The 25,517-nt window shown below is 42.1% G+C and carries 17 protein-coding genes, 2 tRNA genes and 4 rRNA genes; 11 read left to right on the plus strand and 12 right to left on the minus strand.

The genetic code is table 11. The annotated features are described in order from the left end of the window. Nucleotides 1-130 precede the first annotated feature (130 nt). From AB8618_RS14320 to rph, 3 genes are all read right to left on the minus strand, one after another. A 16S ribosomal RNA gene (locus AB8618_RS14320) occupies nucleotides 131-1,666 on the minus strand. An 874-nt stretch (nucleotides 1,667-2,540) separates the two neighbouring features. Next, a complete protein-coding gene (gene pyrE / locus AB8618_RS14325) occupies nucleotides 2,541-3,185 on the minus strand; it encodes an orotate phosphoribosyltransferase (RefSeq protein WP_054202965.1) in 645 nt (214 codons plus the stop codon). Between the two features lie 14 nt (nucleotides 3,186-3,199). After that, nucleotides 3,200-3,913, minus strand: a complete 714-nt coding sequence (gene rph / locus AB8618_RS14330) for a ribonuclease PH (RefSeq protein ID WP_008111261.1) — start codon at nucleotides 3,911-3,913, stop codon at nucleotides 3,200-3,202. A gap of 180 nt (nucleotides 3,914-4,093) precedes the next feature. Between rph and AB8618_RS14335 the strand changes: the two genes are divergently transcribed. From AB8618_RS14335 to AB8618_RS14360, 6 genes are all read left to right on the plus strand, one after another. Continuing rightward, nucleotides 4,094-4,954, plus strand: coding sequence for a YicC/YloC family endoribonuclease (locus tag AB8618_RS14335; protein ID WP_008464069.1), 861 nt, complete (start codon nucleotides 4,094-4,096; stop codon nucleotides 4,952-4,954). 115 nt (nucleotides 4,955-5,069) lie between these two features. Continuing rightward, nucleotides 5,070-5,690: a guanylate kinase gene (gene gmk / locus AB8618_RS14340; protein ID WP_054202954.1), complete on the plus strand. Its 621-nt coding sequence runs from the start codon at nucleotides 5,070-5,072 to the stop codon at nucleotides 5,688-5,690. Nucleotides 5,691-5,815: 125 nt separating this feature from the next. Next, entirely contained in the window at nucleotides 5,816-6,091 is a 276-nt protein-coding gene (gene rpoZ, locus AB8618_RS14345) for a DNA-directed RNA polymerase subunit omega (RefSeq protein WP_008108220.1), read from the plus strand. A gap of 127 nt (nucleotides 6,092-6,218) precedes the next feature. Next, nucleotides 6,219-8,324, plus strand: coding sequence for a bifunctional GTP diphosphokinase/guanosine-3',5'-bis pyrophosphate 3'-pyrophosphohydrolase (spoT, locus tag AB8618_RS14350; RefSeq protein WP_010392967.1), 2,106 nt, complete (start codon nucleotides 6,219-6,221; stop codon nucleotides 8,322-8,324). Between the two features lie 12 nt (nucleotides 8,325-8,336). Continuing rightward, complete coding sequence (locus AB8618_RS14355; protein ID WP_010392969.1) at nucleotides 8,337-8,729, plus strand: RidA family protein; 393 nt, start codon at nucleotides 8,337-8,339, stop codon at nucleotides 8,727-8,729. Between the two features lie 147 nt (nucleotides 8,730-8,876). Next, entirely contained in the window at nucleotides 8,877-10,481 is a 1,605-nt protein-coding gene (locus AB8618_RS14360) for a DUF342 domain-containing protein (protein WP_409424059.1), read from the plus strand. A 34-nt stretch (nucleotides 10,482-10,515) separates the two neighbouring features. Here AB8618_RS14360 and asnA read toward each other — a convergent pair whose 3' ends face one another. Next, nucleotides 10,516-11,511: an aspartate--ammonia ligase gene (asnA, locus tag AB8618_RS14365; RefSeq protein WP_413400888.1), complete on the minus strand. Its 996-nt coding sequence runs from the start codon at nucleotides 11,509-11,511 to the stop codon at nucleotides 10,516-10,518. Between the two features lie 185 nt (nucleotides 11,512-11,696). On the opposite strand from asnA, the gene asnC reads away from it, so the two are divergent. The 3 genes from asnC to recG are packed head-to-tail and all read left to right on the plus strand — an operon-like array spanning nucleotide 11,697 to nucleotide 15,022. Further along, on the plus strand, nucleotides 11,697-12,155 hold the full coding sequence (asnC, locus tag AB8618_RS14370; RefSeq protein WP_008108204.1) for a transcriptional regulator AsnC: 459 nt from the start codon (nucleotides 11,697-11,699) through the stop codon (nucleotides 12,153-12,155). Between the two features lie 41 nt (nucleotides 12,156-12,196). Continuing rightward, the gene (trmH, locus tag AB8618_RS14375; protein ID WP_054202951.1) at nucleotides 12,197-12,883 is read left to right on the plus strand and encodes a tRNA (guanosine(18)-2'-O)-methyltransferase TrmH; all 687 of its coding nucleotides are present in this window, start codon (nucleotides 12,197-12,199) and stop codon (nucleotides 12,881-12,883) included. Nucleotides 12,884-12,940: 57 nt separating this feature from the next. Next, nucleotides 12,941-15,022 (plus strand): ATP-dependent DNA helicase RecG, encoded by a 2,082-nt coding sequence (gene recG, locus AB8618_RS14380; protein ID WP_413400889.1) that lies wholly within the window; start codon nucleotides 12,941-12,943, stop codon nucleotides 15,020-15,022. Nucleotides 15,023-15,408: 386 nt separating this feature from the next. Here the strand turns inward: recG and rrf are convergent. From rrf to AB8618_RS14405, 5 genes are all read right to left on the minus strand, one after another. Further along, nucleotides 15,409-15,523: ribosomal RNA gene (gene rrf, locus AB8618_RS14385) — 5S ribosomal RNA — on the minus strand. A 137-nt stretch (nucleotides 15,524-15,660) separates the two neighbouring features. After that, nucleotides 15,661-18,545 (minus strand): 23S ribosomal RNA (locus AB8618_RS14390). Between the two features lie 298 nt (nucleotides 18,546-18,843). Then, a tRNA-Ala gene (locus tag AB8618_RS14395) sits at nucleotides 18,844-18,919 on the minus strand. A gap of 111 nt (nucleotides 18,920-19,030) precedes the next feature. Next, nucleotides 19,031-19,107, minus strand: a tRNA-Ile gene (locus AB8618_RS14400). 76 nt (nucleotides 19,108-19,183) lie between these two features. Continuing rightward, a 16S ribosomal RNA gene (locus AB8618_RS14405) occupies nucleotides 19,184-20,719 on the minus strand. The 16S, 23S and 5S rRNA genes sit together here with 2 tRNA genes alongside, the layout of an rRNA operon. Nucleotides 20,720-21,341: 622 nt before the next feature. Between AB8618_RS14405 and AB8618_RS14410 the strand changes: the two genes are divergently transcribed. Beyond that, nucleotides 21,342-21,821, plus strand: a complete 480-nt coding sequence (locus AB8618_RS14410; RefSeq protein WP_413400890.1) for an RNA-binding protein — start codon at nucleotides 21,342-21,344, stop codon at nucleotides 21,819-21,821. On the opposite strand, the gene murI is transcribed toward AB8618_RS14410, so the two are convergent. Beyond that, nucleotides 21,784-22,572: a glutamate racemase gene (gene murI, locus AB8618_RS14415; protein WP_413400891.1), complete on the minus strand. Its 789-nt coding sequence runs from the start codon at nucleotides 22,570-22,572 to the stop codon at nucleotides 21,784-21,786. The two genes, AB8618_RS14410 and murI, sit on opposite strands and share 38 nt — an antisense overlap. 66 nt (nucleotides 22,573-22,638) lie before the next feature. Next, nucleotides 22,639-23,763 (minus strand): DUF5610 domain-containing protein, encoded by a 1,125-nt coding sequence (locus AB8618_RS14420; RefSeq protein WP_413400892.1) that lies wholly within the window; start codon nucleotides 23,761-23,763, stop codon nucleotides 22,639-22,641. A 163-nt stretch (nucleotides 23,764-23,926) separates the two neighbouring features. Here AB8618_RS14420 and trmA point away from each other — a divergent pair, with 163 nt between their 5' ends. Beyond that, the gene (gene trmA / locus AB8618_RS14425; protein ID WP_413400893.1) at nucleotides 23,927-25,024 is read left to right on the plus strand and encodes a tRNA (uridine(54)-C5)-methyltransferase TrmA; all 1,098 of its coding nucleotides are present in this window, start codon (nucleotides 23,927-23,929) and stop codon (nucleotides 25,022-25,024) included. A gap of 9 nt (nucleotides 25,025-25,033) precedes the next feature. Here the strand turns inward: trmA and AB8618_RS14430 are convergent, their stop codons facing one another. Beyond that, entirely contained in the window at nucleotides 25,034-25,486 is a 453-nt protein-coding gene (locus AB8618_RS14430) for a DUF523 domain-containing protein (RefSeq protein WP_409424068.1), read from the minus strand. Nucleotides 25,487-25,517 lie beyond the last annotated feature (31 nt).

A 25,517-nucleotide genomic window follows, 5' to 3' on the forward strand; every position in this document is an offset into this window, starting at 1 on the left:
GTTATTCATACGAATTTTATTATCAGCTTTTCCAAATTTTTAAAGAGCATATTAATTAGTTAACCCAAAGGGTAAAACTAACTAACAATCATCTGTGTGGACACTACGAACAAATAAGTTCTAAATCGTATAAGGAGGTGATCCAGCCCCAGGTTCCCCTAGGGCTACCTTGTTACGACTTCACCCCAGTCATGAATCACTCCGTGGTAAACGTCCTCCCGAGGGTTAGACTATCTACTTCTGGAGCAACCCACTCCCATGGTGTGACGGGCGGTGTGTACAAGGCCCGGGAACGTATTCACCGCGTCATTCTGATACGCGATTACTAGCGATTCCGACTTCATGGAGTCGAGTTGCAGACTCCAATCCGGACTACGACGCACTTTAAGTGATTCGCTTACTCTCGCGAGTTCGCAGCACTCTGTATGCGCCATTGTAGCACGTGTGTAGCCCTACACGTAAGGGCCATGATGACTTGACGTCGTCCCCACCTTCCTCCGGTTTATCACCGGCAGTCTCCTTAGAGTTCTCAGCATTACCTGCTAGCAACTAAGGATAGGGGTTGCGCTCGTTGCGGGACTTAACCCAACATCTCACAACACGAGCTGACGACAGCCATGCAGCACCTGTATCAGAGTTCCCGAAGGCACCAAACCATCTCTGGTAAGTTCTCTGTATGTCAAGTGTAGGTAAGGTTCTTCGCGTTGCATCGAATTAAACCACATGCTCCACCGCTTGTGCGGGCCCCCGTCAATTCATTTGAGTTTTAACCTTGCGGCCGTACTCCCCAGGCGGTCTACTTAATGCGTTAGCTTTGAAAAACAGAACCGAGGCTCCGAGCTTCTAGTAGACATCGTTTACGGCGTGGACTACCAGGGTATCTAATCCTGTTTGCTCCCCACGCTTTCGTACATGAGCGTCAGTGTTGACCCAGGTGGCTGCCTTCGCCATCGGTATTCCTTCAGATCTCTACGCATTTCACCGCTACACCTGAAATTCTACCACCCTCTATCACACTCTAGTTTGCCAGTTCGAAATGCAGTTCCCAGGTTGAGCCCGGGGCTTTCACATCTCGCTTAACAAACCGCCTGCGTACGCTTTACGCCCAGTAATTCCGATTAACGCTCGCACCCTCCGTATTACCGCGGCTGCTGGCACGGAGTTAGCCGGTGCTTCTTCTGTCAGTAACGTCACAGCTAGCAGGTATTAACTACTAACCTTTCCTCCTGACTGAAAGTGCTTTACAACCCGAAGGCCTTCTTCACACACGCGGCATGGCTGCATCAGGCTTGCGCCCATTGTGCAATATTCCCCACTGCTGCCTCCCGTAGGAGTCTGGGCCGTGTCTCAGTCCCAGTGTGGCTGATCATCCTCTCAAACCAGCTAGGGATCGTCGCCTTGGTGAGCCATTACCTCACCAACTAGCTAATCCCACTTGGGCCAATCTAAAGGCGAGAGCCGAAGCCCCCTTTGGTCCGTAGACATTATGCGGTATTAGCAGTCGTTTCCAACTGTTGTCCCCCACCTCAAGGCATGTTCCCAAGCATTACTCACCCGTCCGCCGCTCGTCAGCAAAGTAGCAAGCTACTCTCTGTTACCGCTCGACTTGCATGTGTTAGGCCTGCCGCCAGCGTTCAATCTGAGCCATGATCAAACTCTTCAATTAAAAAGTTTTTTGTCTTTCGACAGCTCAATGAATTCTGAATTTATTTAATATCTTTCGATATTGAATTGACTGTGCTGCAATTCCTACCGAAGTAGTTATTGCTGTTGGTCACTCAGTTTAAATTGAGACTCTAAATTTGTTTGCCTCACTACCTAAGTAGCTTGGCTGTTAGAACTCAATCTGTACGAGTGCCCACACAGATGATTGCTTTATATTGTTAAAGAACGTTGCGATTAAAGCGTTAAACTTTATCTCGCTAGGGCTGCGCATATTACGCTTTCCTATTTTTTTGTCAACACTTAATTTTGTTAAACTTGAAATTTTTCGAAACTAAGTTTTACTCGACTCACTGAGTAGCTCGTGCCTCGCTATGCGTTGGCGTTCCCCGTCTCAGTGGGGTCGCATTATAGGGAGATCCGAAAACAGATCAACCCTTTTTTGAAGAAAACTTGAAATAAATGACTGTTCGTTGGATATTTGAACGATAGGTGCTAAAAACACAACATAACTATCAATTTATTAACAATAAACACGTAACTTAAGCTTTTAACCGTTATATCTACTTGAATAAGCTCTATTAAAACACTCGCAACTAAGATGATCATAATGATCACTAGCAATAATCTACCCGAATCGATCCTATATATGACAAAGCTCGCAAAATAATACGCTGCAGCTAGCATACTGTTAATGTTACTACAGAGAATTGAAGTCGATAAGAGCTATACCACAGTATTAATAAAATCACGGCTATTAATAGTGCCTACCTGAAGGTGGCTTTTATGTATATGTATTAGCAAAGCCTTAATATAAGTAGGAGTTACTATTGCTCTATTTTAGGCAAAATAAAGCCCCGCATTTGCGAGGCTACTATTTATGCTACACCGTATTGATCCCGGTAAGCTTTTACCGCGGCTAAATGCTCATCCATAGTTCCTTGGAGCTCTAGGTAACTAATTAAATCAGCCAATTTAACGATTGAAGTAACTTGAGTATTAAAGTCACGTTCTACTTCTTGTATAGCAGAAAGCTCTGCTTTACCTTTTTCTTGACGATCAAGTGCAATTAAAACACCACTTAAATCTGCGCCATTATCCGCAATAATTTCCATTGACTCGCGAATAGCTGTACCGGCGGTGATCACATCATCAACTAACATGATCTTACCTTTAAGCTCAGATCCAACTAAGCTACCACCTTCACCGTGTGCTTTTTTCTCTTTACGGTTAAAACAATAAGGTACATCTTTATTATAATGATCAGCTAACGCAACTGCGGTTGTTGTTGCAATTGGAATACCTTTATAAGCAGGACCAAATAGTACATCATATTCAATTGCTGCATCTTCAAGTGCCGCTGCATAAAAGCGACCTAAGCGCGCTAAGTCACGACCTGTATTAAACAAACCCGCATTAAAGAAGTAAGGGCTAGTACGGCCAGACTTTAAAGTAAACTCGCCAAACTTTAATACCTGCTTTTCTAAAGCAAACTCAATAAACTCTTTTTGATATTCTTTCATTGCCAGTTACCTATTTATGCTAGTGCTTGCTTTTGTACATCAATAATTTCACGAATTGAATGCTTAGCGAGTGTAAGTAGCTCATCAAGTTCGTCAAACGAGAAAGGTTCACCCTCAGCGGTTCCTTGTACCTCAATAATTTTACCGGTTTCAGTTAAAATTACATTCATGTCAGTTTCAGCGTCAGAATCTTCTAGGTATTCTAAATCGCTAATCGCTTGGCCTTTATATATACCAACAGAAATAGCAGCGATCATATGTTTAAGTGGGTTTGAGTTAATCATCCCTTTTGCACGCATATACGTTAGTGCATCAACTAGCGCAACGCATGCACCGCTGATAGACGCTGTACGTGTACCACCATCAGCTTGGATTACATCACAATCAATAGTAATTGTGTTTTCACCGAGTGCTTTTAGATCGATTGCTGCACGTAAAGAGCGAGCAATCAGACGCTGAATTTCCATTGTACGACCGCCCTGCTTACCTCGCGTTGCTTCACGACTATTACGTGTGTGTGTTGCGCGCGGTAACATGCCATATTCTGCGTTTACCCAACCTTTACCTTGGCCTTTCATAAAGCGTGGTACGCCAGCCTCAACTGTCGCAGTACAAAGTACCTTAGTGTTGCCAAACTCTACCAATACTGAACCTTCAGCATGCAGAGTGTAGTTACGTGTAAACGTAACCGGTCTAATTTGATTAGGTGTTCTTTCGCTTGGACGCATTGACGATCCCCTTAATTCTGAATTTGCCACATTATATGTTGATGTGAATACAGATGCCATGTTGATTTATATTAAAGTGTGTTTAAAAAACACTCAGCAGTGTTAAATTTTCTTTAGAGCTTGGGCAGTGTTACGGTATAATAATCGTAATATTGTATTTAAAAATGTAGGAAAACATCCATGATCCACAGTATGACAGCTTATGCGCGTCGCGAAATAAAAGGCGAATGGGGCACTGGCACGTGGGAAGTTCGCTCAGTGAACCAACGTTATCTTGAAACCTTTATTCGTGCACCAGAGCAATTTCGTGGCATGGAGCCCGTTATACGCGAGCGTCTGCGTAAGCACTTACAGCGTGGTAAGGTCGAAGTTTTCTTAAAATTTGTAGCAAACCCTGCACATGTTGGTGAATTATCAATTAATCAATCTCTTGCTGAGCAGCTAATTAATAGTGCTAAGTGGGTACAACAACAAAGCAATGGTGATATTAATCCTGTTGACATTTTGCGTTGGCCTGGCGTGATGGAAGCGCAAGAAATTGATATGGATAGTGTAAATACAGCGCTCATTACTGGGCTTGACCAAGTAATTGAAGACTTTAAATCGGCACGTGGTGATGAAGGTGCAAACCTTGAAGAAATGATAACTACACGATTAACCGCCATTTTAGAGCAAGTTGATATTGTTGAAGCCCACATGCCAGAAATTACTAAATGGCAACGTGAAAAGTTAATACAAAAACTTGAAGATTTAACAACAAATATTGATGAGTCACGTCTTGAGCAAGAACTGATTTACCTTGCACAAAAGCAAGATGTAGCAGAAGAACTTGATCGTTTAAAATCGCACGTTAAAGAAACACGTAAAATTTTGAGTAAAGGTGGTGCTTGTGGTCGTCGTTTAGATTTTATGATGCAAGAGTTTAACCGTGAAGCAAATACCCTAGCTTCTAAATCAATCAACAGCGACATCACCAATGCTGCAGTTGAACTAAAAGTATTGATAGAGCAAATGCGTGAGCAGATCCAAAATATCGAGTAACTTTTTTGGCTTTACCACTCACTTGAGTAAGCTTAGCGAAATACAGTACAATGTAGTCATTAAAGGCTTGAGTTATTTATAACTCAAGCCTGTTTATTTTTAGATAGAGAAAATCATGGCACACTCTCGCGGAAACTTATTCATTCTATCGGCACCTTCTGGGGCAGGTAAATCTAGCTTAATAAATGCACTACTTAAAAAGCATGCTGATATGAAAGTATCGGTATCGCACACCACTCGCGCACCGCGCCCTGGTGAAAATAATGCAGAACATTATCACTTTGTATCAGTTGATGAGTTTAAAGCGCTGATTGCCAAAGATGATTTTTTTGAATGGGCACAAGTATTTGATAACTATTATGGTACTTCTAAGCAAGCGATTGAAGAGCAACTCGCCGCAGGCATTGATGTATTTTTAGATATTGACTGGCAAGGCGCTCGCCAAGTTCGAGAAATAATGGACGACGTAAAAACTATCTTTATTTTACCGCCATCAAAACAAGAGCTAGAACAACGTTTAAATAATCGCGGCCAAGACTCTGCTGAAATTATTGCAGGTCGAATGGCGCAAGCTCAATCAGAAACCTCTCATTACAACGAATACGACTATGTTGTAGTGAATGATGATTTTGATACTGCTCTACGCGATTTAGAAACCATAGTAATTGCACAGCGATTAACGCTAAAAGCACAAACAACACGTCATCAAACTTTAATTAATGAGCTGCTCAAGTAATCTAAATTACGATTAATTGTCGGATCATGCCTTAAAATAGATAAAAATTAACCACTGGCTATTGGCGAAACTTGCTGCGTGCAGTAAACTACGCCTTTGCTTTTAAATTATTTTGGAGTGCTAAGATGGCTCGCGTAACAGTTGAAGATGCAGTAGATGCAATTGGTAATCGTTTTGACTTAATTTTAGTTGCGGCCCGTCGTGCCCGCCAAATTGCTGTTGGTGGTAAAGATCCACTAGTAGATCCTGAGAACGATAAGCCAACAGTTGTTGCTTTACGTGAAATCGAACTTGGTTTAGTTGATAATTCTTCAATGGATGTTATTGACCGTGAAGAACAACAACATCAAGAAGCGGCAGAACTAGCTGCTGTTGCTGCCATTGTTGGTGGCAACCAATAATCAACCGCCCGGTCTGATTTAGCTAACGGCATAGTTTTTCAACTATAGCCGTTGGCAATCCTTAGTTTTCATCGTATATTCGTAACTTATCCTAACTTATTTGCTTCACGAGAACATTGGAGTGTGAATGTATCTTTTTGAAGGTCTTAAAAAGAAAATCTCAAAATACTTGCCAGCAGACGATGTTGAGCTAGTTCAAAAAGCCTACGTGGTAGCCCGAGAGGCTCATGAGGGTCAAACTCGTTCAAGTGGCGAGCCTTACATTACTCATCCCGTTGAAGTCACTCAAATATTAGCAAGCATGCATCTTGACCATGAAACGCTCATGGCAGCACTCATGCATGATGTGATTGAAGATACCGATTTTAGCCAACAAGATTTAGCTGAAATATTTGGTGAAACGGTGGCAGAACTCGTAGAGGGTGTGAGCAAGCTTGATAAATTGAGCTTCAAAGATAAAAAAGAGTTCCAAGCTGAAAACTATCGAAAAATGATTATGGCAATGACCCAAGATATTCGGGTTATTTTAATCAAGCTAGCTGATAGAACACACAACATGCGCACATTAGGCGCACTTCGTCCTGATAAACGCCGCCGTATTGCTCGTGAAACCCTTGAGATTTATGCACCAATTGCTAATCGCTTAGGTATTCATGATATAAAAAATGAGCTAGAAGATTTAGGTTTTCAAGCACTGTACCCTATGCGTCATCGTGCACTTAAATCGGAAGTGGCTAAAGCGCGTGGTAATCGCAAAGAAGTTATTTCAAATATTCAAACTGAAATTGAAGCTCGCCTTGAAGAATCTGGCATAAAAGCGACCGTATCAGGCCGTGAAAAGCATCTATACAGTATTTATAAAAAAATGCTCAACAAAGAGCTGCTGTTTAACGAAGTCATGGATATTTACGCATTTCGTATTGCAGTAGACTCTATGGATACCTGTTATCGCGTACTTGGTGTAGCTCATAACTTATATAAGCCAATTGAAACCCGCTTTAAAGACTATATTGCTGTACCAAAAACTAATGGTTACCAATCATTACATACTTCTTTAGTTGGCCCGCATGGTATTCCAGTAGAAATTCAAATCCGTACTTTGGATATGGATCATATGGCTGATAAAGGGGTTGCGGCTCACTGGATGTATAAAAAATCAGGTGACAATGCGGGCCACACTGCACAACAGCGCGCACGCCAGTGGATGCAAAGCTTATTGGAATTACAACAAAGCGCAGGTTCCTCGTTTGAATTTGTAGAGAATGTAAAAACAGAGCTATTCCCAGAAGAAATTTATGTCTTTACCCCAGATGGTCGGATTATTGAACTTCCTATGGGTGCAACAGCGGTCGATTTTGCTTATGCCGTTCATACTGATGTAGGTAATACCTGTGTCGGTGCGCGTGTTAACCGTAAGCCTTACCCTTTAAGTAAAGCCATTGATACAGGGCAAACAATAGAAATTATTACCAGTTCAGGCGCTCACCCTAACGCAACATGGCTTAACTTTATTGTTACTGGCAAAGCGCGATTAGGCGTACGCAACTACCTTAAGAGTCAACAGCATGAGGAGGCATTATTACTCGGCCGTCGCTTACTTGACTCAGCGCTGGGTGAAAACAAATTTGATAATCTCCCAGCTGAAAATATTACACGAGTGCTCGAAGAGCATGAGCTTTCCTCTACTTTAGAATTATTAGTCGAAATTGGTTCAGGTAATTTAATGAGCATGTTAATTGCTAAGCGCTTATTACAAAATGACAATGATGATTTAAACGACATTGCTAAGCGTGCCAAAGCAACCATTATTGGTACCGAAGGCATGTTGGTTAATTATTCTAAGTGTTGTCGTCCAGTGCCTGGAGACGCTATTACTGCCCATGTTAGCCAAGGTAAAGGTTTAACAGTTCACCGCCAAGAGTGTAAGAACATTCGTGGCTGGGAAAATGATCGTTCAAAATACCTAGTCGTAAAATGGGATGATAATCCAGAAAAAGAATACATTGCGGCTTTAAGAGTAGAAATCATTAACCACCAAGGTGCGTTGGCTAAATTAACTAATGTGGTCGCCACTACACAGGCCAATATCGTAGAAATAGCTACCGATGAAAAAGAAAGTAATTTATACGTGATAGACTTAGGGATCACAGTTAAAAACCGTATTCATGTCGCCAATATTATGCGCCGTATACGTGTTATGCCCGATGTACAAAAAGTCTATCGTAAAAAATAAAATAGGAACATCATGAATAAAGCATTTATATCAACGGATAAAGCTCCTGCAGCAATTGGCACATATAGCCAAGCAGTAAAAGTGGGTACAGCTGTATATTTATCAGGGCAAATTCCACTTGTCCCAGAAACAATGGACGTTATTTCTGAAGACTTTAGCGAGCAAACACACCAAGTATTTAAAAATATTAGCGCAGTATGTGAAGAAGCAGGCGGTTCTATTCAAGACTTAGTAAAAGTGAATATTTATCTTACTGATCTTTCAAACTTTGCTATTGTGAACGAAGTCATGAGCCAATATTTTAAACAACCTTATCCTGCGCGTGCTGCTATTGGCGTTCGTGCACTTCCTAAAGGCGTTCAAGTAGAAATTGACGGCATTATGGAACTACCTTCAACAAACTAATTTCTACAAGCTATGAGCGGCGCTCATAGCTTTTATTCCATCCTGTAACTACACTTTGATGTTTTCTTGACTCAAAACTAAATTTCTAGCACTCTGTAATCACGTTATTTTATTAAACCTTACTTTTGTAGTAGAAAAGGATAACTTGTGTTTAAGCTTGCTCATAATGGCAATGTATTACTCGATACGAGTAAATCTGCACCCACCAGTGCTGCTTTTATCATTGATGCAATTGAACAATCGCCTTACAGCGAGTGTGAAATCGATCATGACGCCATAAATAACTATTTCAACAGTGAAACACCTGAACGAATCTTAGTTGTTGCAACACGCCACGATGCAACCTTAAGCGTTGAGATCAGTGATGATAAAATGCTAGCCACCGGCACGCTGACTCTCGCCAAAGGTGGCGCAACACTCAGTTTTGATGAAGCTAAAAAAGAATTAGTGAAAGCGCATGTTGCTAGAGGTTATAAACAAGCATTTTTAGAGCAGCTTTTACAAAAGCAATTTGAGCTTCCACCTGGCTCTGTAGTTAGCGGGCCACTTGCTAAAGGACGTTTACCTACTGACGGCCAAGATAGTAAATTTAAAGCCATGGTTAAAACCTTAAAAGACCGCCTTAAAGCACCCAAATTAAAAGAAGATGGTAGTGTTGATATGCGTGATTTTGGTAAATTGGCAAGTGTTAAACCGGGTGAATTACTAATCCAGCAGCAACCTGCGACTCCTGGTCAAGAAGGGTTTACCGTGATAGGTGATGTTTTACCAGCCAAACCAGGGCAAGTTCATGCCCTAATTGCAGGTGAGGGTACTGAAATATCAAAAAATAACCCGATGGAATTACTCTCAACTATTGCCGGCGTGCCTGTTGAAATAAATAACGGAATGCGTGTTGACGATATTTTCACTGTTAACGATGTGTCTGTAAAAACAGGCCATATCGACTTTGAAGGTAGTGTAATAGTTAGTAAAAATGTAGAGCCAGGAATGAGGATAAATACAACAGGCGACATTACCGTTTTTGGTACAGTAGAATCTGGAGAGTTAACCGCCGGTGGCGATATAGTTGTAAAACAAGGGGTGATTGGCCATCAAAAGCCTGAAGATAAATCACTGTCTTGCAGAATAATTTGTGCAGGTGATGTGCATGCCTCACACTCTCAATATTGCTACATTGAAGCTAACAGCATATTGCTTGACCGCCAAGCCAGCCACAGCTCAATGAAAGCAAAAAATATAATTCAAATTGGTCAATCAGAACTACCTAAAGGAAAGTTATTTGGAGGTGAAATTTTAGATGCCACCAAACTAATTGCCGGAGAAATTGGTAACGAATCAGGGGCTAAAATGGCAATTAATTTAGCCGCTTCAGCTACTCAAATGACCAAAGATATTGATAAATATTTTAGTGAATTAACAGCTGCAAATGAACAGGTTGATAGCTTACAAGCTGCATTAGAAAAAGCAGATTTAATTAAAGATGCTGATAAAAAAAGCGAGCTCATGAATAAAATTGGATCAACTCAGATACATCATAGTCAACAAGCTGAACAACTAGAAAAGCAGATAGCGAGTTTAGAGCAAAAACTAAATACCATGCTCGATGAAGCCATTTTAACCGTAAATACCGTTTTACATTCTGGAGTGGAAATCCATATATTCAACAAGTTACTTAAAACAACTCGTAACTTTCCACCAAGTAATGTTAAGTTAGAAAACAATAAAATAGAAATTGAATTTAAAACTTAATTATAAGGAGCTGTTAGTAACAGCCCCTTATTCTTTATAGTAAGCCGTCTACACTGTCATAGGTTTGTGCTGGCCACACACCTACCTGCACTTGCCCTATGTGTTGTTTTTGTAATAACAGCATAGCCAAGCGAGACTGACCAATACCACCACCAATTGTTTGAGGAAATTTACTTTCTAACAATGCTTTATGCCAATCAAACTCTAAACGGTCTTCGTCACCGGTAATTCCCAATTGAGCTTGCAAAACTTCAGGACTCACTCGAATTCCCATAGATGATATTTCGAAAGCATCTTCAAGAATTGGATTCCATACTAAAATATCGCCATTTAATCCCATATACTGATCACATGTTGGTGTTGACCAATCGTCGTAATCTGGCGCTCTCACATCATGAATTTTACCATCACTTAATGCTCCGCCAATACCAATTAAAAACACAGCACCATATTCTTGAGCAATCGCTTTCTCACGTTGCTTAGCGCTAAAATCAGGGTACATTTTACGTAGTTCTTCACTGTGTACAAAAGTAATTTGAGTTGGTAAAAATGCGCTTAAGCCAAAGCTGTCACTAACATATTGCTCAGTGGCTTTAATACCTTGGTAAATTGTTTCAACCGTTTGTTTAAGGGTAGATAAAGAACGCTGCGTACTTTCACAAATAACTTGCTCCCAATCCCATTGATCAACATAAACAGAATGGATTGGGCTTAATGAATCTTCATCAGGTCGCAACGCTTTCATTTGCGTATAAATCCCCTCACCTTGTAAAAAGCCATATTCACCCAAGGTTTTACGCTTCCACTTAGCAAGAGAATGCACCACTTCGTAACGGCTATCTGCAATTGCTTTAATATTTACAGCCACGGCGTTCTCGTGCCCACTTAAGTTATCCTGTGTACCGTCGCCTACTTTAGCTAAAATAGGCGCTTGAACTTCAATTAAGCCCAGCTTTTGTTCTAATTGCTGCGAAAAGAACTGCTTAACTTTACTTATTTGCTGCTGCTGCTGCACATAATGTGAACTCATAATAATTGGCCTCATTCCCAGTTATTGTATTTACTACTTAGCGCACAATTACGCTTCAATGAGGTTATCGTAACAATTAAACCATTTAATTCAATATCCCATAATAAAAATAGCTTTACGATATTAAAACCATTAAAAAAATGGTATAAAAATAATTAATACCATAATTAAAGACGGTTAAATCTATGGAAAATTATCAAATCGATAATCTTGATAAACAGATTCTGCATGCATTAATGGATAATGCGCGTACACCTTATGCTGAATTAGCAAAACGCTTTAGTGTAAGCGCAGGAACAATTCATGTGCGAATCGAAAAAATGAAACATGCAGGGATCATCACAGGTACTCAACTAACCATTAATACAAAGCAATTAGGTTACGATGTGTGTTGTTTTATTGGTATTAATTTGAACAACGCGCGCGATTATCCGCAAACACTTATAAAATTAGAATCATTAGAGGAAGTGGTCGAAGCATATTACACCACTGGTAATTACAGTATTTTTATTAAAGTAATGACTCGCTCTATCGATCATTTACAAGATGTATTAATCAATAAAATACAGGCAATAGAAGCCATTCAATCAACCGAAACCCTGATCTCATTACAAAACCCGATTAGTCGAACAGTGGTGCCTTAAGGTGAAAAATCTCGTATAATTTGCCGAAAAAGAGGACTCCCATGCAGCAAACTCGTTACCAAAGAATTGAAAGTGTACTTTCACGTCGTCAAACCGACCTTACCGTGTGCTTAGAAGACGTACACAAACACCATAACTTATCAGCTATTGTTAGAACGGCCGATGCCGTTGGTTGCCATCATGTGCATGCCGTGTGGCCAGAAAAACAAAAGTGGTTAACCAATAATACCTCAGGTGGCAGTAAAAACTGGTTAGACACACATCTTCACAGAAATATAGATGATGCCGTTGCGAGTATGCGTACTCATAATCCTGATGTACAAATTTTAGCGACGCATTTAAGTGAAGATGCTGTCGACTTTAGAGAAATTGATTACACCAAACCGACTGCAATTATTGTCGGCCAAGAAAAAACGGGGATTTCTCCACAAGCCTTAGAGTATGCAGATCAAAACATTATTATTCCAATGCAAGGCATGGTGCAATCGTTAAACGTATCCGTTGCAGCAGCCCTAATTTTATTTGAGGCGCAGCGTCAACGTGATCTAGCTGGTTTATACAATAGAAATATGCTGAGTGAAGAAATTAAGCACCCAATGTACTTTGAAGGCTGCCACCCAATTATTGCAAGGCAATGCAAACAAAAAAACCTACCTTACCCAGCGCTTGATGAAAACGGCGAAATTGTTGCTGATGAACAGTTTTGGCAGGCGTTAAAACATACTTGATGCATATACAGTGTATCAGTACACTTAACTTATTAACTAATAATAATTGAGCCTACATTGTCTAAACCTAGCTTAAGCCAATACCCAATCACAGAACTTAAAGGCGTTGGTCCTAAAATGGCTGAACGGCTTTTAAAGCTAGGTATTAGTACAGTACAGGACATGCTATTTCATTTGCCGCTTAGGTATGAAGACAGAACCCGTATTTATACAATTAGTGAGTTGACCCCTCATAGCCACGTAACTGTTCAAGCAACCATTGAAACCAGTCAAATAACCTTTGGAAAGCGGCGCATGCTGGTTTGCCAAATAAATGATGGTACAGGTAGGTTAACACTACGATTTTTTAATTTTACCGCAGCACAAAAAAATGCATTTAGCACAGGCAAAATAATTCGTTGCTTTGGCGAAATACGTCGCGTACGTATTGGCTTTGAAATGAGTCATCCTGAATACAGTATTAGCGACACTTTTGAACAACAACCAACATCATCAACACTTACGCCAGTCTATTCAACAACCGAGGGGTTAAAGCAACTCTCTATTAGGGCTTTGAGTGAACAGGCAATAGAATTACTTCAAAAATATGCAGTAGAAGAGCTACTTCCCCAACAATGGCAACCATCACAACTTGGGTTAAGCGATGCGTTATTATTACTACACCGCCCCCCTAATGACGTTGATATCATTGCGCTTGAACAAGGGACTCACCCAGCACAGCAGCGACTCGTATTTGAAGAATTACTGGCTCAAAATCTCAGTTTATTAAAAGTAAGAGAACAGGGGCAGCAAGTTAAAGCCGTTGCACTTGAGCCTACCAATTCATTAGAGGGACAGTTTTTGGCGCAATTACCCTTTGCGCCAACCAACGCACAAAGTCGTGTGGTATCAGAAATTAAAGCGGATTTACAAAATGCGTACCCTATGATGCGATTAGTTCAAGGCGATGTTGGCTCGGGTAAAACATTAGTTGCGGCCCTGAGCGCTTTAACCGCAATAGCACGAGGCTATCAAGTTGCATTAATGGCGCCAACTGAGATATTGTCAGAGCAACACGGAATCAACTTTTCTAGCTGGTTTGAAAGCCTTGGAATAACGGTTGCTTGGTTAGGTGGTAAAACAAAAGGTAAAGAGCGCGTAAGTACACTTGCAATGATCGCCTCTGGTGAAGCGCAAATGATTATTGGCACTCATGCGTTATTTCAAGATGAAGTAAAATTTAATAATCTTGTACTTATCATTATTGATGAACAACACCGCTTTGGAGTTCATCAACGTTTATCACTGCGTGAAAAAGGCCGCTTTGCTGAGTGTTACCCACATCAACTAGTAATGACAGCAACGCCAATACCGCGTACGCTCGCAATGACCGCCTATGCAGACTTAGAAACCTCGGTGATTGACGAATTACCGCCTGGGCGAACTCCTATCACTACAGTTGCTATTCCAGATACTCGTCGAGATGACATTATTAGTCGCGTAAAACTTGCCTGTAACGAGCAAGGCCGGCAAGTTTACTGGGTATGTACACTGATAGACGAGTCTGAAGTACTACAATGCCAAGCAGCTGAAGACAGTGCATTACAATTAAAAGAAGCATTACCTGAGCTTAATATTGGCTTAGTCCACGGGCGAATGAAAGCCACTGAAAAGCAAGCCATTATGAGCGACTTTAAAGCGGGTAACATTCATGTACTTGTGGCAACTACCGTGATCGAAGTTGGGGTTGATGTGCCTAATGCGAGTTTAATTATTATCGAAAACCCTGAGCGCCTAGGTTTAGCACAGCTTCACCAACTACGTGGCCGCGTAGGCCGTGGAGCTACGGCATCTCACTGCGTGCTTTTATATCATGCACCGCTTTCACATACCGCACAGAAACGATTGGGAGTACTGCGCGATAGTAACGACGGATTTGTTATCGCAGAGCGTGACTTAGAAATACGCGGCCCAGGTGAAGTTCTTGGCACCAAACAAACCGGCTTAGCAGAATTTAAAATTGCAGACTTAACAAGAGATAAACAAACCTTAAATCAAGTTAGACCCATAGCGCAACAGATGTTGAAGCAATATCCTCAGTATGTAGATCCACTCATTCAACGTTGGTTAGGCAATAAATCAAATTACGCACAAGCTTGATTGTACATTCACATAAAGCGACATCTTAATTTTCCCAACTAGTTATTTCCTTATACCGTAACTTCATGCCCATAAACTTACACCTATGTTTTCACTCTCCTACAGACGTAAAAAAGCCCAACTCTTTCGAATCGGGCTTTCTTGTATTTGGAGTCGAGCGACAATGCCCAGAATGTCGTAGTGTCCACAGCGATGGAAAGCCACATAACAAATGCTACACTCTCATCCTCTGTCGTGTTCTTTTATCCGTGGGTTTCGAGATATTCAACCCACGCTACGATGGTCAGGTTAACGCTGTGCAACTGATAGCTGACGGCTGATATTTTCACTTTCCTGCAGACGTAAAAAAGCCCGACTCTTTCGAATCGGGCTTTCTCTTATTTGGAGCCTGGTAATGACCTACTTTCACATAACAAATGCTACACTATCATCGGCGCTGTTTCGTTTCACTACTGAGTTCGGCATGGGGTCAGGTGGGTCCAAAACGCTATTGTCACCAAGCAAATTTGGTGTCAGTCCGTATCACTACGTACTAACTAAAATTTGGAATTTCTGATAATAAAAGTTTTCAGGTATCTACTTTAGTCTATTAACTTCTTCGCTTGTTTCACTATCACATAAAACGCGTTTGGCGTTGTATGGTTAAGCCTCACGGGTAATTAGTACAAGTTAGCTTAATGGCTCACACCACTTCCACATCTTGCCTATCAACGTTGTAGTCTTCAACGGCCCTTCAGAGACTTTAAAAGTCTAGTGAGAACTCATCTCGAGGCCTGCTTCGCGCTTAGATGCTTTCAGCGCTTATCAGTTCCGAACGTAGCTACCGGGCAATGCCATTGGCATGACAACCCGAACACCAGCGGTTCGTTCACTCCGGTCCTCTCGTACTAGGAGCAACCCCTCTCAATTCTCAAACGCCCACGGCAGATAGGGACCGAACTGTCTCACGACGTTCTAAACCCAGCTCGCGTACCACTTTAAATGGCGAACAGCCATACCCTTGGGACCGACTTCAGCCCCAGGATGTGATGAGCCGACATCGAGGTGCCAAACACCGCCGTCGATATGAACTCTTGGGCGGTATCAGCCTGTTATCCCCGGAGTACCTTTTATCCGTTGAGCGATGGCCCTTCCATTCAGAACCACCGGATCACTATGACCTACTTTCGTACCTGCTCGACGTGTCTGTCTCGCAGTTAAGCTGGCTTCTACCATTACACTAACCGTACGATGTCCGACCGTACTTAGCCAACCTTCGTGCTCCTCCGTTACTCTTTGGGAGGAGACCGCCCCAGTCAAACTACCCACCAGGCACTGTCCGTAACCCCGATTCAGGGGCCAACGTTAGAACATCAAAACTACAAGGGTGGTATTTCAAGGACGACTCCACAAAAACTAGCGTCTCTGCTTCAAAGTCTCCCACCTATCCTACACATGTAGGTTCAATGTTCAGTGCCAAGCTGTAGTAAAGGTTCACGGGGTCTTTCCGTCTAGCCGCGGGTACACAGCATCTTCACTGCGATTTCAATTTCACTGAGTCTCGGGTGGAGACAGCGTGGCCATGGTTACACCATTCGTGCAGGTCGGAACTTACCCGACAAGGAATTTCGCTACCTTAGGACCGTTATAGTTACGGCCGCCGTTTACCGGGGCTTCGATCAAGAGCTTCTCCGAAGATAACCCCATCAATTAACCTTCCGGCACCGGGCAGGTGTCACACCGTATACGTCATCTTGCGATTTTGCACAGTGCTGTGTTTTTAATAAACAGTCCCAGCCACCTGGTCACTGCGGCTCCAATCAGCTTAGAGAGCAAGTCTCATCACCAATCGGAGCGTACCTTCTCCCGAAGTTACGGTACGATTTTGCCTAGTTCCTTCACCCGAGTTCTCTCAAGCGCCTTAGTATTCTCTACCTGACCACCTGTGTCGGTTTGGGGTACGATTCGGTATAATCTGAAGCTTAGAGGCTTTTCCTGGAAGTATGGCATCAGCAACTTCATCACCGTGGTGACTCGTCTCGTGTCTCAGCCTAACAGCAACCCGGATTTACCTAAGTCGCTAGCCTACACACTTTCACATGGACTACCATCGCCATGCTTGCTTAGCCTGCTCCGTCCCCCCATCGCAATTATACCAAGTACGGAAATATTAATCCGTTTCCCATCGACTACGCCTTTCGGCCTCGCCTTAGGGGTCGACTTACCCTACCCTGATTAACATGGGATAGGAACCCTTGGTCTTCCGGCGTGCGGGTTTTTCACCCGCATTATCGTTACTCATGTCAGCATTCGCACTTCTGATACGTCCAGCATACCTCCCGGTACACCTTCAACCGCTTACAGAACGCTCCCCTACCACTCAGAATAAATTCTGAATCCGCAGCTTCGGTGCATAGTTTAGCCCCGTTACATCTTCCGCGCAGACCGACTCGACCAGTGAGCTATTACGCTTTCTTTAAAGGATGGCTGCTTCTAAGCCAACCTCCTGGCTGTCTGGGCCTTTCCACATCGTTTCCCACTTAACTATGACTTTGGGACCTTAGCTGGCGGTCTGGGTTGTTTCCCTCTTCACGACGGACGTTAGCACCCGCCGTGTGTCTCCCGGATATTACTTTACGGTATTCGGAGTTTGCAAAGGGTTGGTAAGTCGGGATGACCCCCTAGCCTTAACAGTGCTCTACCCCCGTAAGTATTCGTCCGAGGCTCTACCTAAATAGATTTCGGGGAGAACCAGCTATCTCCCGGTTTGATTAGCCTTTCACTCCTAACCACAGGTCATCCCCTAACTTTTCAACGTTAGTGGGTTCGGTCCTCCAGTTGATGTTACTCAACCTTCAACCTGCCCATGGCTAGATCACCGGGTTTCGGGTCTATACCTTGCAACTATTCGCCCAGTTAAGACTCGGTTTCCCTACGGCTACCCTAATCGGTTAACCTCGCTACAAAATATAAGTCGCTGACCCATTATACAAAAGGTACGCAGTCACCCTCGAGGGGCTCCTACTGCTTGTACGTACACGGTTTCAGGTTCTATTTCACTCCCCTCACAGGGGTTCTTTTCGCCTTTCCCTCACGGTACTGGTTCACTATCGGTCAGTTGGGAGTATTTAGCCTTAGATGATGGTCCACCTATATTCAGTCAAAGTTTCACGTGCTCCGACCTACTCGATTTCACTTAAAATGCGTTTTCATGTACGGGACTATCACCCTGTATCGTGGCACTTTCCAGAGCCTTCCATTAACACATAATAAGCTTAAGGGCTGTTCCGATTTCGCTCGCCGCTACTATCGGAATCTCGGTTGATTTCTTTTCCTACGGGTACTTAGATGTTTCAGTTCTCCGCGTTCGCCTCGTTAACCTATGTATTCAGTTAACGATACCTGCAAGCAGGTGGGTTTCCCCATTCGGAAATCCTAGTCTCAAGTGCTTTTTACTAGCTTGACTAGGCTTATCGCAAGTTAATACGTCCTTCATCGCCTCCAACTGCCAAGGCATCCACCGTGTACGCTTAGTCACTTAACCATACAACCCAAACGGGTCTTTGTTTCGTTACAGTTTAACTTCGCCAGAAGTTAATATTGAATACTAAAGTAGATACCAATTAATCCGAAGATTAAATTGGCACTGAATGATACTGCTATCATTCTTTTTTACTTTTGAAAACTCTGTACAAATAACATTGTTATTCATACGAATTTTATTATCAGCTTTTCCAAATTTTTAAAGAGCAGAGAATCAAAAACTTCTCAAAATTAAACACACTCTATTCTCAGGTGATTGTGCTACCCGATAAAAGAATATTTATTTTTAAGAAGTAAAGTGGTGGAGCTAAGCAGGATCGAACTGCTGACCTCCTGCGTGCAAGGCAGGCGCTCTCCCAGCTGAGCTATAGCCCCACATATGCTGGTCTTACTGTTTGTATACCGACTTCTTTTTAAGACAAAGCGTAAGTTGAGGCCGTTTAGTTCACTAAACAACGAAGCTTACAACGAAGTATTAAGAAGAAGTGGTGGGTCTGAGTAGATTTGAACTACCGACCTCACCCTTATCAGGGGTGCGCTCTAACCAGCTGAGCTACAGACCCAAACAATAAGTGTTGTTCTCTTTACAATTAACAATCATCTGTGTGGACACTACGAACAAATAAGTTCTAAATCGTATAAGGAGGTGATCCAGCCCCAGGTTCCCCTAGGGCTACCTTGTTACGACTTCACCCCAGTCATGAATCACTCCGTGGTAAACGTCCTCCCGAGGGTTAGACTATCTACTTCTGGAGCAACCCACTCCCATGGTGTGACGGGCGGTGTGTACAAGGCCCGGGAACGTATTCACCGCGTCATTCTGATACGCGATTACTAGCGATTCCGACTTCATGGAGTCGAGTTGCAGACTCCAATCCGGACTACGACGCACTTTAAGTGATTCGCTTACTCTCGCGAGTTCGCAGCACTCTGTATGCGCCATTGTAGCACGTGTGTAGCCCTACACGTAAGGGCCATGATGACTTGACGTCGTCCCCACCTTCCTCCGGTTTATCACCGGCAGTCTCCTTAGAGTTCTCAGCATTACCTGCTAGCAACTAAGGATAGGGGTTGCGCTCGTTGCGGGACTTAACCCAACATCTCACAACACGAGCTGACGACAGCCATGCAGCACCTGTATCAGAGTTCCCGAAGGCACCAAACCATCTCTGGTAAGTTCTCTGTATGTCAAGTGTAGGTAAGGTTCTTCGCGTTGCATCGAATTAAACCACATGCTCCACCGCTTGTGCGGGCCCCCGTCAATTCATTTGAGTTTTAACCTTGCGGCCGTACTCCCCAGGCGGTCTACTTAATGCGTTAGCTTTGAAAAACAGAACCGAGGCTCCGAGCTTCTAGTAGACATCGTTTACGGCGTGGACTACCAGGGTATCTAATCCTGTTTGCTCCCCACGCTTTCGTACATGAGCGTCAGTGTTGACCCAGGTGGCTGCCTTCGCCATCGGTATTCCTTCAGATCTCTACGCATTTCACCGCTACACCTGAAATTCTACCACCCTCTATCACACTCTAGTTTGCCAGTTCGAAATGCAGTTCCCAGGTTGAGCCCGGGGCTTTCACATCTCGCTTAACAAACCGCCTGCGTACGCTTTACGCCCAGTAATTCCGATTAACGCTCGCACCCTCCGTATTACCGCGGCTGCTGGCACGGAGTTAGCCGGTGCTTCTTCTGTCAGTAACGTCACAGCTAGCAGGTATTAACTACTAACCTTTCCTCCTGACTGAAAGTGCTTTACAACCCGAAGGCCTTCTTCACACACGCGGCATGGCTGCATCAGGCTTGCGCCCATTGTGCAATATTCCCCACTGCTGCCTCCCGTAGGAGTCTGGGCCGTGTCTCAGTCCCAGTGTGGCTGATCATCCTCTCAAACCAGCTAGGGATCGTCGCCTTGGTGAGCCATTACCTCACCAACTAGCTAATCCCACTTGGGCCAATCTAAAGGCGAGAGCCGAAGCCCCCTTTGGTCCGTAGACATTATGCGGTATTAGCAGTCGTTTCCAACTGTTGTCCCCCACCTCAAGGCATGTTCCCAAGCATTACTCACCCGTCCGCCGCTCGTCAGCAAAGGTGCAAGCACCTCTCTGTTACCGCTCGACTTGCATGTGTTAGGCCTGCCGCCAGCGTTCAATCTGAGCCATGATCAAACTCTTCAATTAAAAAGTTTTTTGTCTTTCGACAGCTCAATGAATTCTGAATTTATTTAATATCTTTCGATATTGAATTGACTGTGCTGCAATTCCTACCTAAGTAGTTATTGCTGTTGGTCACTCAGTTTCAATTGAGACTCTAAATTTGTTTGCCTCACTTAGTAAACTAAGCTTGGCTGTTAGAACTCAATCTGTACGAGTGCCCACACAGATGATTGCTTTATATTGTTAAAGAACGTTGCGACGTTGTCGCTAGGGATGCGTATAATACACCCTTTATTTTTCGAGTCAACACTTAATTTTAAACTTTCTTACGATGATTTAAACTTAAGTTTTATTTAACTCTCTGAGCAGTTCGTGCCTCGCTATGCGTTGGCGTTCCCCGTCTCAGTGGGGTCGCATTATAGGGAGATCCGAAAACAGATCAACCTTTTTTTAGATCTTTTTACTGTTTGCTCAACTTTCAAGCAAATACTATTGAAATGGTATGGAAAGAGCTTACTTTAGGTCGTTTTTTGCACTCTTATTAACTATTTACTATAAATTTCATTGCTATGTTCAATTAAGACGTTAAGATAGCAAGTTCACAATGTTAAATTAATGTTTATTTCCTGTTTATTGGTAGATCAAAATGAAATTACCCGATCAAAAATCTTTTATCTTTGCAGTTATTCTTGCTGTTGTTGGTTTTGTTATCGTTAAGTTTGCACTTGCAAGCCTAGCATTAGACCCTGCACTAGTATTTGGTGCTGGTTTATTAATTGGTGGACTTGTTATTGCTGCAATGTCATCAGTAAGTGCAGAAGAAGCCGAAGTAAAAACAAAAACACTTTATGTTGGCAATCTTCCTTATCGCGCAAATGAAGGTGTTGTACGTGCTTTGTTCGAAGAGCAAGGCAAAGTATTTAATGTTCGTTTATTGAAAGATAAGAATACTGGCAAACGTCGCGGCTTTGGCTTTGTTGAAATGGCCCAAGCTGACGCGGATAACGCAATTGCTAAGTTAAATGATAGTGAGTTCCAACAACGTACTTTAAAAGTACGTGAAGCAAAACAAAAACAAGAAGATGATTCTAACTCTTATCGCTCAGAGTCGGATCAAACAGTGTAACTTGCTTAACGGCTAGTTTATCACTACATATATCAGCCGTTGCATAATACTGCAGCGGCTTTTTTATGCCTGCTTGATTATCGCTGAAATTTAATAAAGAACTAACTCGCTTAGCAATAGCTGCTCCAGAGTCTAACAACTCTATACGCGCTTTAAAGTAATCACTTATTGGCTTAGCTAGAATAGGAAAGTGAGTACAACCTAATACCAGCACATCTATATCGTTATTAATATTTAATCGGCTTAACTCTGCATGCAGCTTTTCAATGTCTAAGCGCTGGGTAAAAAAGAATGTTTCTGCCAAGGTGACCAATTCAACACTACTATATAAGCTTGTGGTTATAGATGAGGCATGCTCTTTAATCAGTACATCTATATATGAGCTTGATACTGTAGCAGGGGTTGCCAATAATCCGATATGTTTTGATTGTGTTATTTGTGCAGCGGGCTTAACTGCGGGTACAACTCCTACAATTGGAATATCTGTTATTTTTCGTACCGCACTTAATGCAGATGTTGAGGCGGTATTGCAGGCTATAACAATTAAGTCGACATTGAGTGACTCATCTTTGATAAATTGGATTAGTCCACACAAACGATTAATAATAGTTTGCTGCGATTGCGCGCCATAGGGCAATAATGCATTATCCATGAAGTAACTGTATTGAGCGTGAGGAATGCTTTGCTGAATATGCTCAAGTACTGTGGTTCCACCAATACCTGAATCAAAGACCATGATGTGCGCTGACAAACTACCATTCCTACTCTTTACTTTGAACGGCAGTTTGCCATGAGGCTTTTATAAAAGAAAGTAGTTTTACTCAGCGTCTAGTTTTGCAGTAGCTGTGTTTAATTTATCTAAGCTTTCAAACATGGTGTTAGTGTAATCAACCAGTTTATCTATTTCTTGTTGATCTTGATTTAGCCATTGAATGATACCTGATAGCTGGCTTTCTAATCCTAGTGCTTGCGCTTTCGAGTAAGCAGATTTTAGATCATCATTAAAAGGGGCTACATTTTCGGCAATGGCTTTTTCTGATGTTGGCTTAATTTGTTCATACTCTTTAATTGCTGCCACAGTTTTGCTTTGACGTAAGTCCATTGAAAATGCCACCAGCTGTTCATTTCCTAAACTGAGTTCTTGGGCTTGTTCAAATGCTTTATCTAAATCGCCACTGAAAAAGGTTTTACTTACATCTTGTAACTCTGTCATTAAATCATTGATAGCTTGCTGCTCGTCTTCATTAAGCTCTCCATTTACTGACATAGAAAATGATAACTCGCGAGATTCAGAAAATTGCGTACTAAATGCTTGTGAGCTTTCAGTTTGCTGATAGCGACTAGATGACTGAGATTGGTAAGCATCTGCAAAACTGATACTCACTTCATCACCTTCTGCGGTAGTAAAAGTGTAATCAGCGCTGTTACTAAGGCTCACATATTGTGATTGACTAACCGTTACGCTTGCCGGCTGAGGATTAAATAAGTTCTGCTCAAATTTATCGAGGCCATTGAAGATGCCCTCTTTTGATTTATCAATACCCTCTTCAAGCTCTTGATTAAATACGCCCATACCTTTTAATTCATCTACAGCTTCATCAACACCTGTTTGCACGCCTTTACGTGCCTGGTTAAGTATATCTTGTAGCTTGTCATCATCGGCACCATTGGCTTTGGCTTTTTTTACTGAGCTGGTCACAAAGTCTAAAACATTTTTGACTACTTCATTAAAATCAAACAATGGTTTGTCTTTTTTCGCTTCAGCAACCGGCAAGCCTAATTCTTTTGCCATTTTGTCACCCAATACGGCCGCTGCCAATTCTTTTCCGCGTTGCTGATAGCTAGTTGGTGGGGAGTCTATTTTAGGCTGTGGCATTGCTTGCTTAGTATTGTATTTATTGGCATTGCTGTTTGGAACAAAACTAAAGTTACCTATTTTCATGAGAAGACTCCTATTTAGACTTACTATTTTATCGGCCAAGTAAGCCTATACTGTAGTAAAATGCTTAAAAAAGCTCACTATATTTGATCAAAACTAGACAAATACGCTTCGCTCCCTACAATAGCGCCGATAAACAGATCTCAACGATAAGGTTATACCGTTAATGGCAGTTATAAATATAGATACCACGCAGTACGATGCACAATTAAATGAAAAAGAGCAGCGTATTACAGAGCAGTTTCAACGTTTCGGTGTAAAACAGTTAGAAGTATTTAGCTCTGAGCCTATTAACTACCGTCAACGCGCAGAATTTAGAGTATGGCACGATGGCGACGATCTGTTTCATATTATGTTTGATCAACAAACGAAAGATAAAATACGTGTCGATACCTTTGACCCTGCTGCTCCTTTAGTAGGTGAAGTTATGCAGGTAATGATTGATAACTTAAAAGGCTGTGAAGTACTGCGTCGTAAATTATTTCAAATAGATTATTTATCGACCATCAGCGGTGAGATTTTAGTGAGCTTGCTTTATCACAAGCCACTTGATGAACACTGGTTAACTGAGATCAACGCCTTAAAGGAAAAGCTAAGTAGCCAGTACAAAATTGACTTTATTGGCCGTGCACGTAAGCAAAAAGAAAAATTGGGCGATGACTTTGTCACTGAGCGCTTAATGGTGAATGGCCAAGAGCTAATCTATCAACAGGTGGAAAATAGCTTTACTCAGCCTAATGCGAAGGTGAATATTAAAATGTTAGAGTGGGCACAAGAGTTATGTAAACCACTAAACAATGATTTACTAGAGCTGTATTGTGGTAACGGAAACTTTTCAATTGCACTTGCGGGCTCATTTAATAAAGTGCTGGCAACAGAAATATCAAAATCGTCTGTGCATTCAGCGCAATATAATATTGCTCAAAACAAAGTAACTAACTTAGATATTATTCGCATGTCGAGCGAAGAGTTTACTCAGGCAATGAAAGGCGAGCGTACTTTCTCTCGCTTAGATGGTATTGACCTTAGTAGTTACAACTGCCAAACCATTCTAGTCGACCCACCTCGTGCCGGCATGGATACCCTAACGTGTGATTTAGTGGCTAACTATGAGAATATTATTTATATATCATGTAACCCAGATACGTTAGAGCGTGACCTTGATCACTTATGCCAAACCCATGAGGTTAAGCGCTTTGCAATATTTGATCAATTCCCATACACACACCATATTGAATCTGGTGTATTTTTACAGAAAAAATAAAATCTAATACTATGATACCAGCGCCTTGATAAGTGCTGGTATTTGCTCTTCACTAAATACTTTAACTTGATTCTTTACCAATAACTTAGCGGTGAGCCCCATGCCTTTTACTTTCACCCCACTATGGCTTCCATCATAAATTGTATTACGGCCACACGAAGGACTAGACTCTTTTAGTAAAGCAAAGCGAATATTATGCTTATTACAAAGGGCTAATGCTTTATTAGCGCCATCTTCAAATGCACTTGTTACATCCTCAGCAGTATTTGTAATAACTCGATTTTGCTTTATCTCAGCGGGCGCACTAGGCACGAGTAAACCACCAGCAATCTCAGGACAAAATACGATTAATCTATTTTGCTTTTGCCACAAATTAAGTTGAGGGTGCAATATTATTTGGCCTTTACCATCATAACGAACTGGCAAACCTAACAAACAACTTGAGATTAAAATTTTTTCCATGATGAATTTTCTTCTCCAAATAAAAAAGCTC

Origin of the sequence: Pseudoalteromonas sp. RW-H-Ap-1, from assembly GCF_048318575.1 — a bacterium.
Lineage (GTDB): Bacteria > Pseudomonadota > Gammaproteobacteria > Enterobacterales > Alteromonadaceae > Pseudoalteromonas.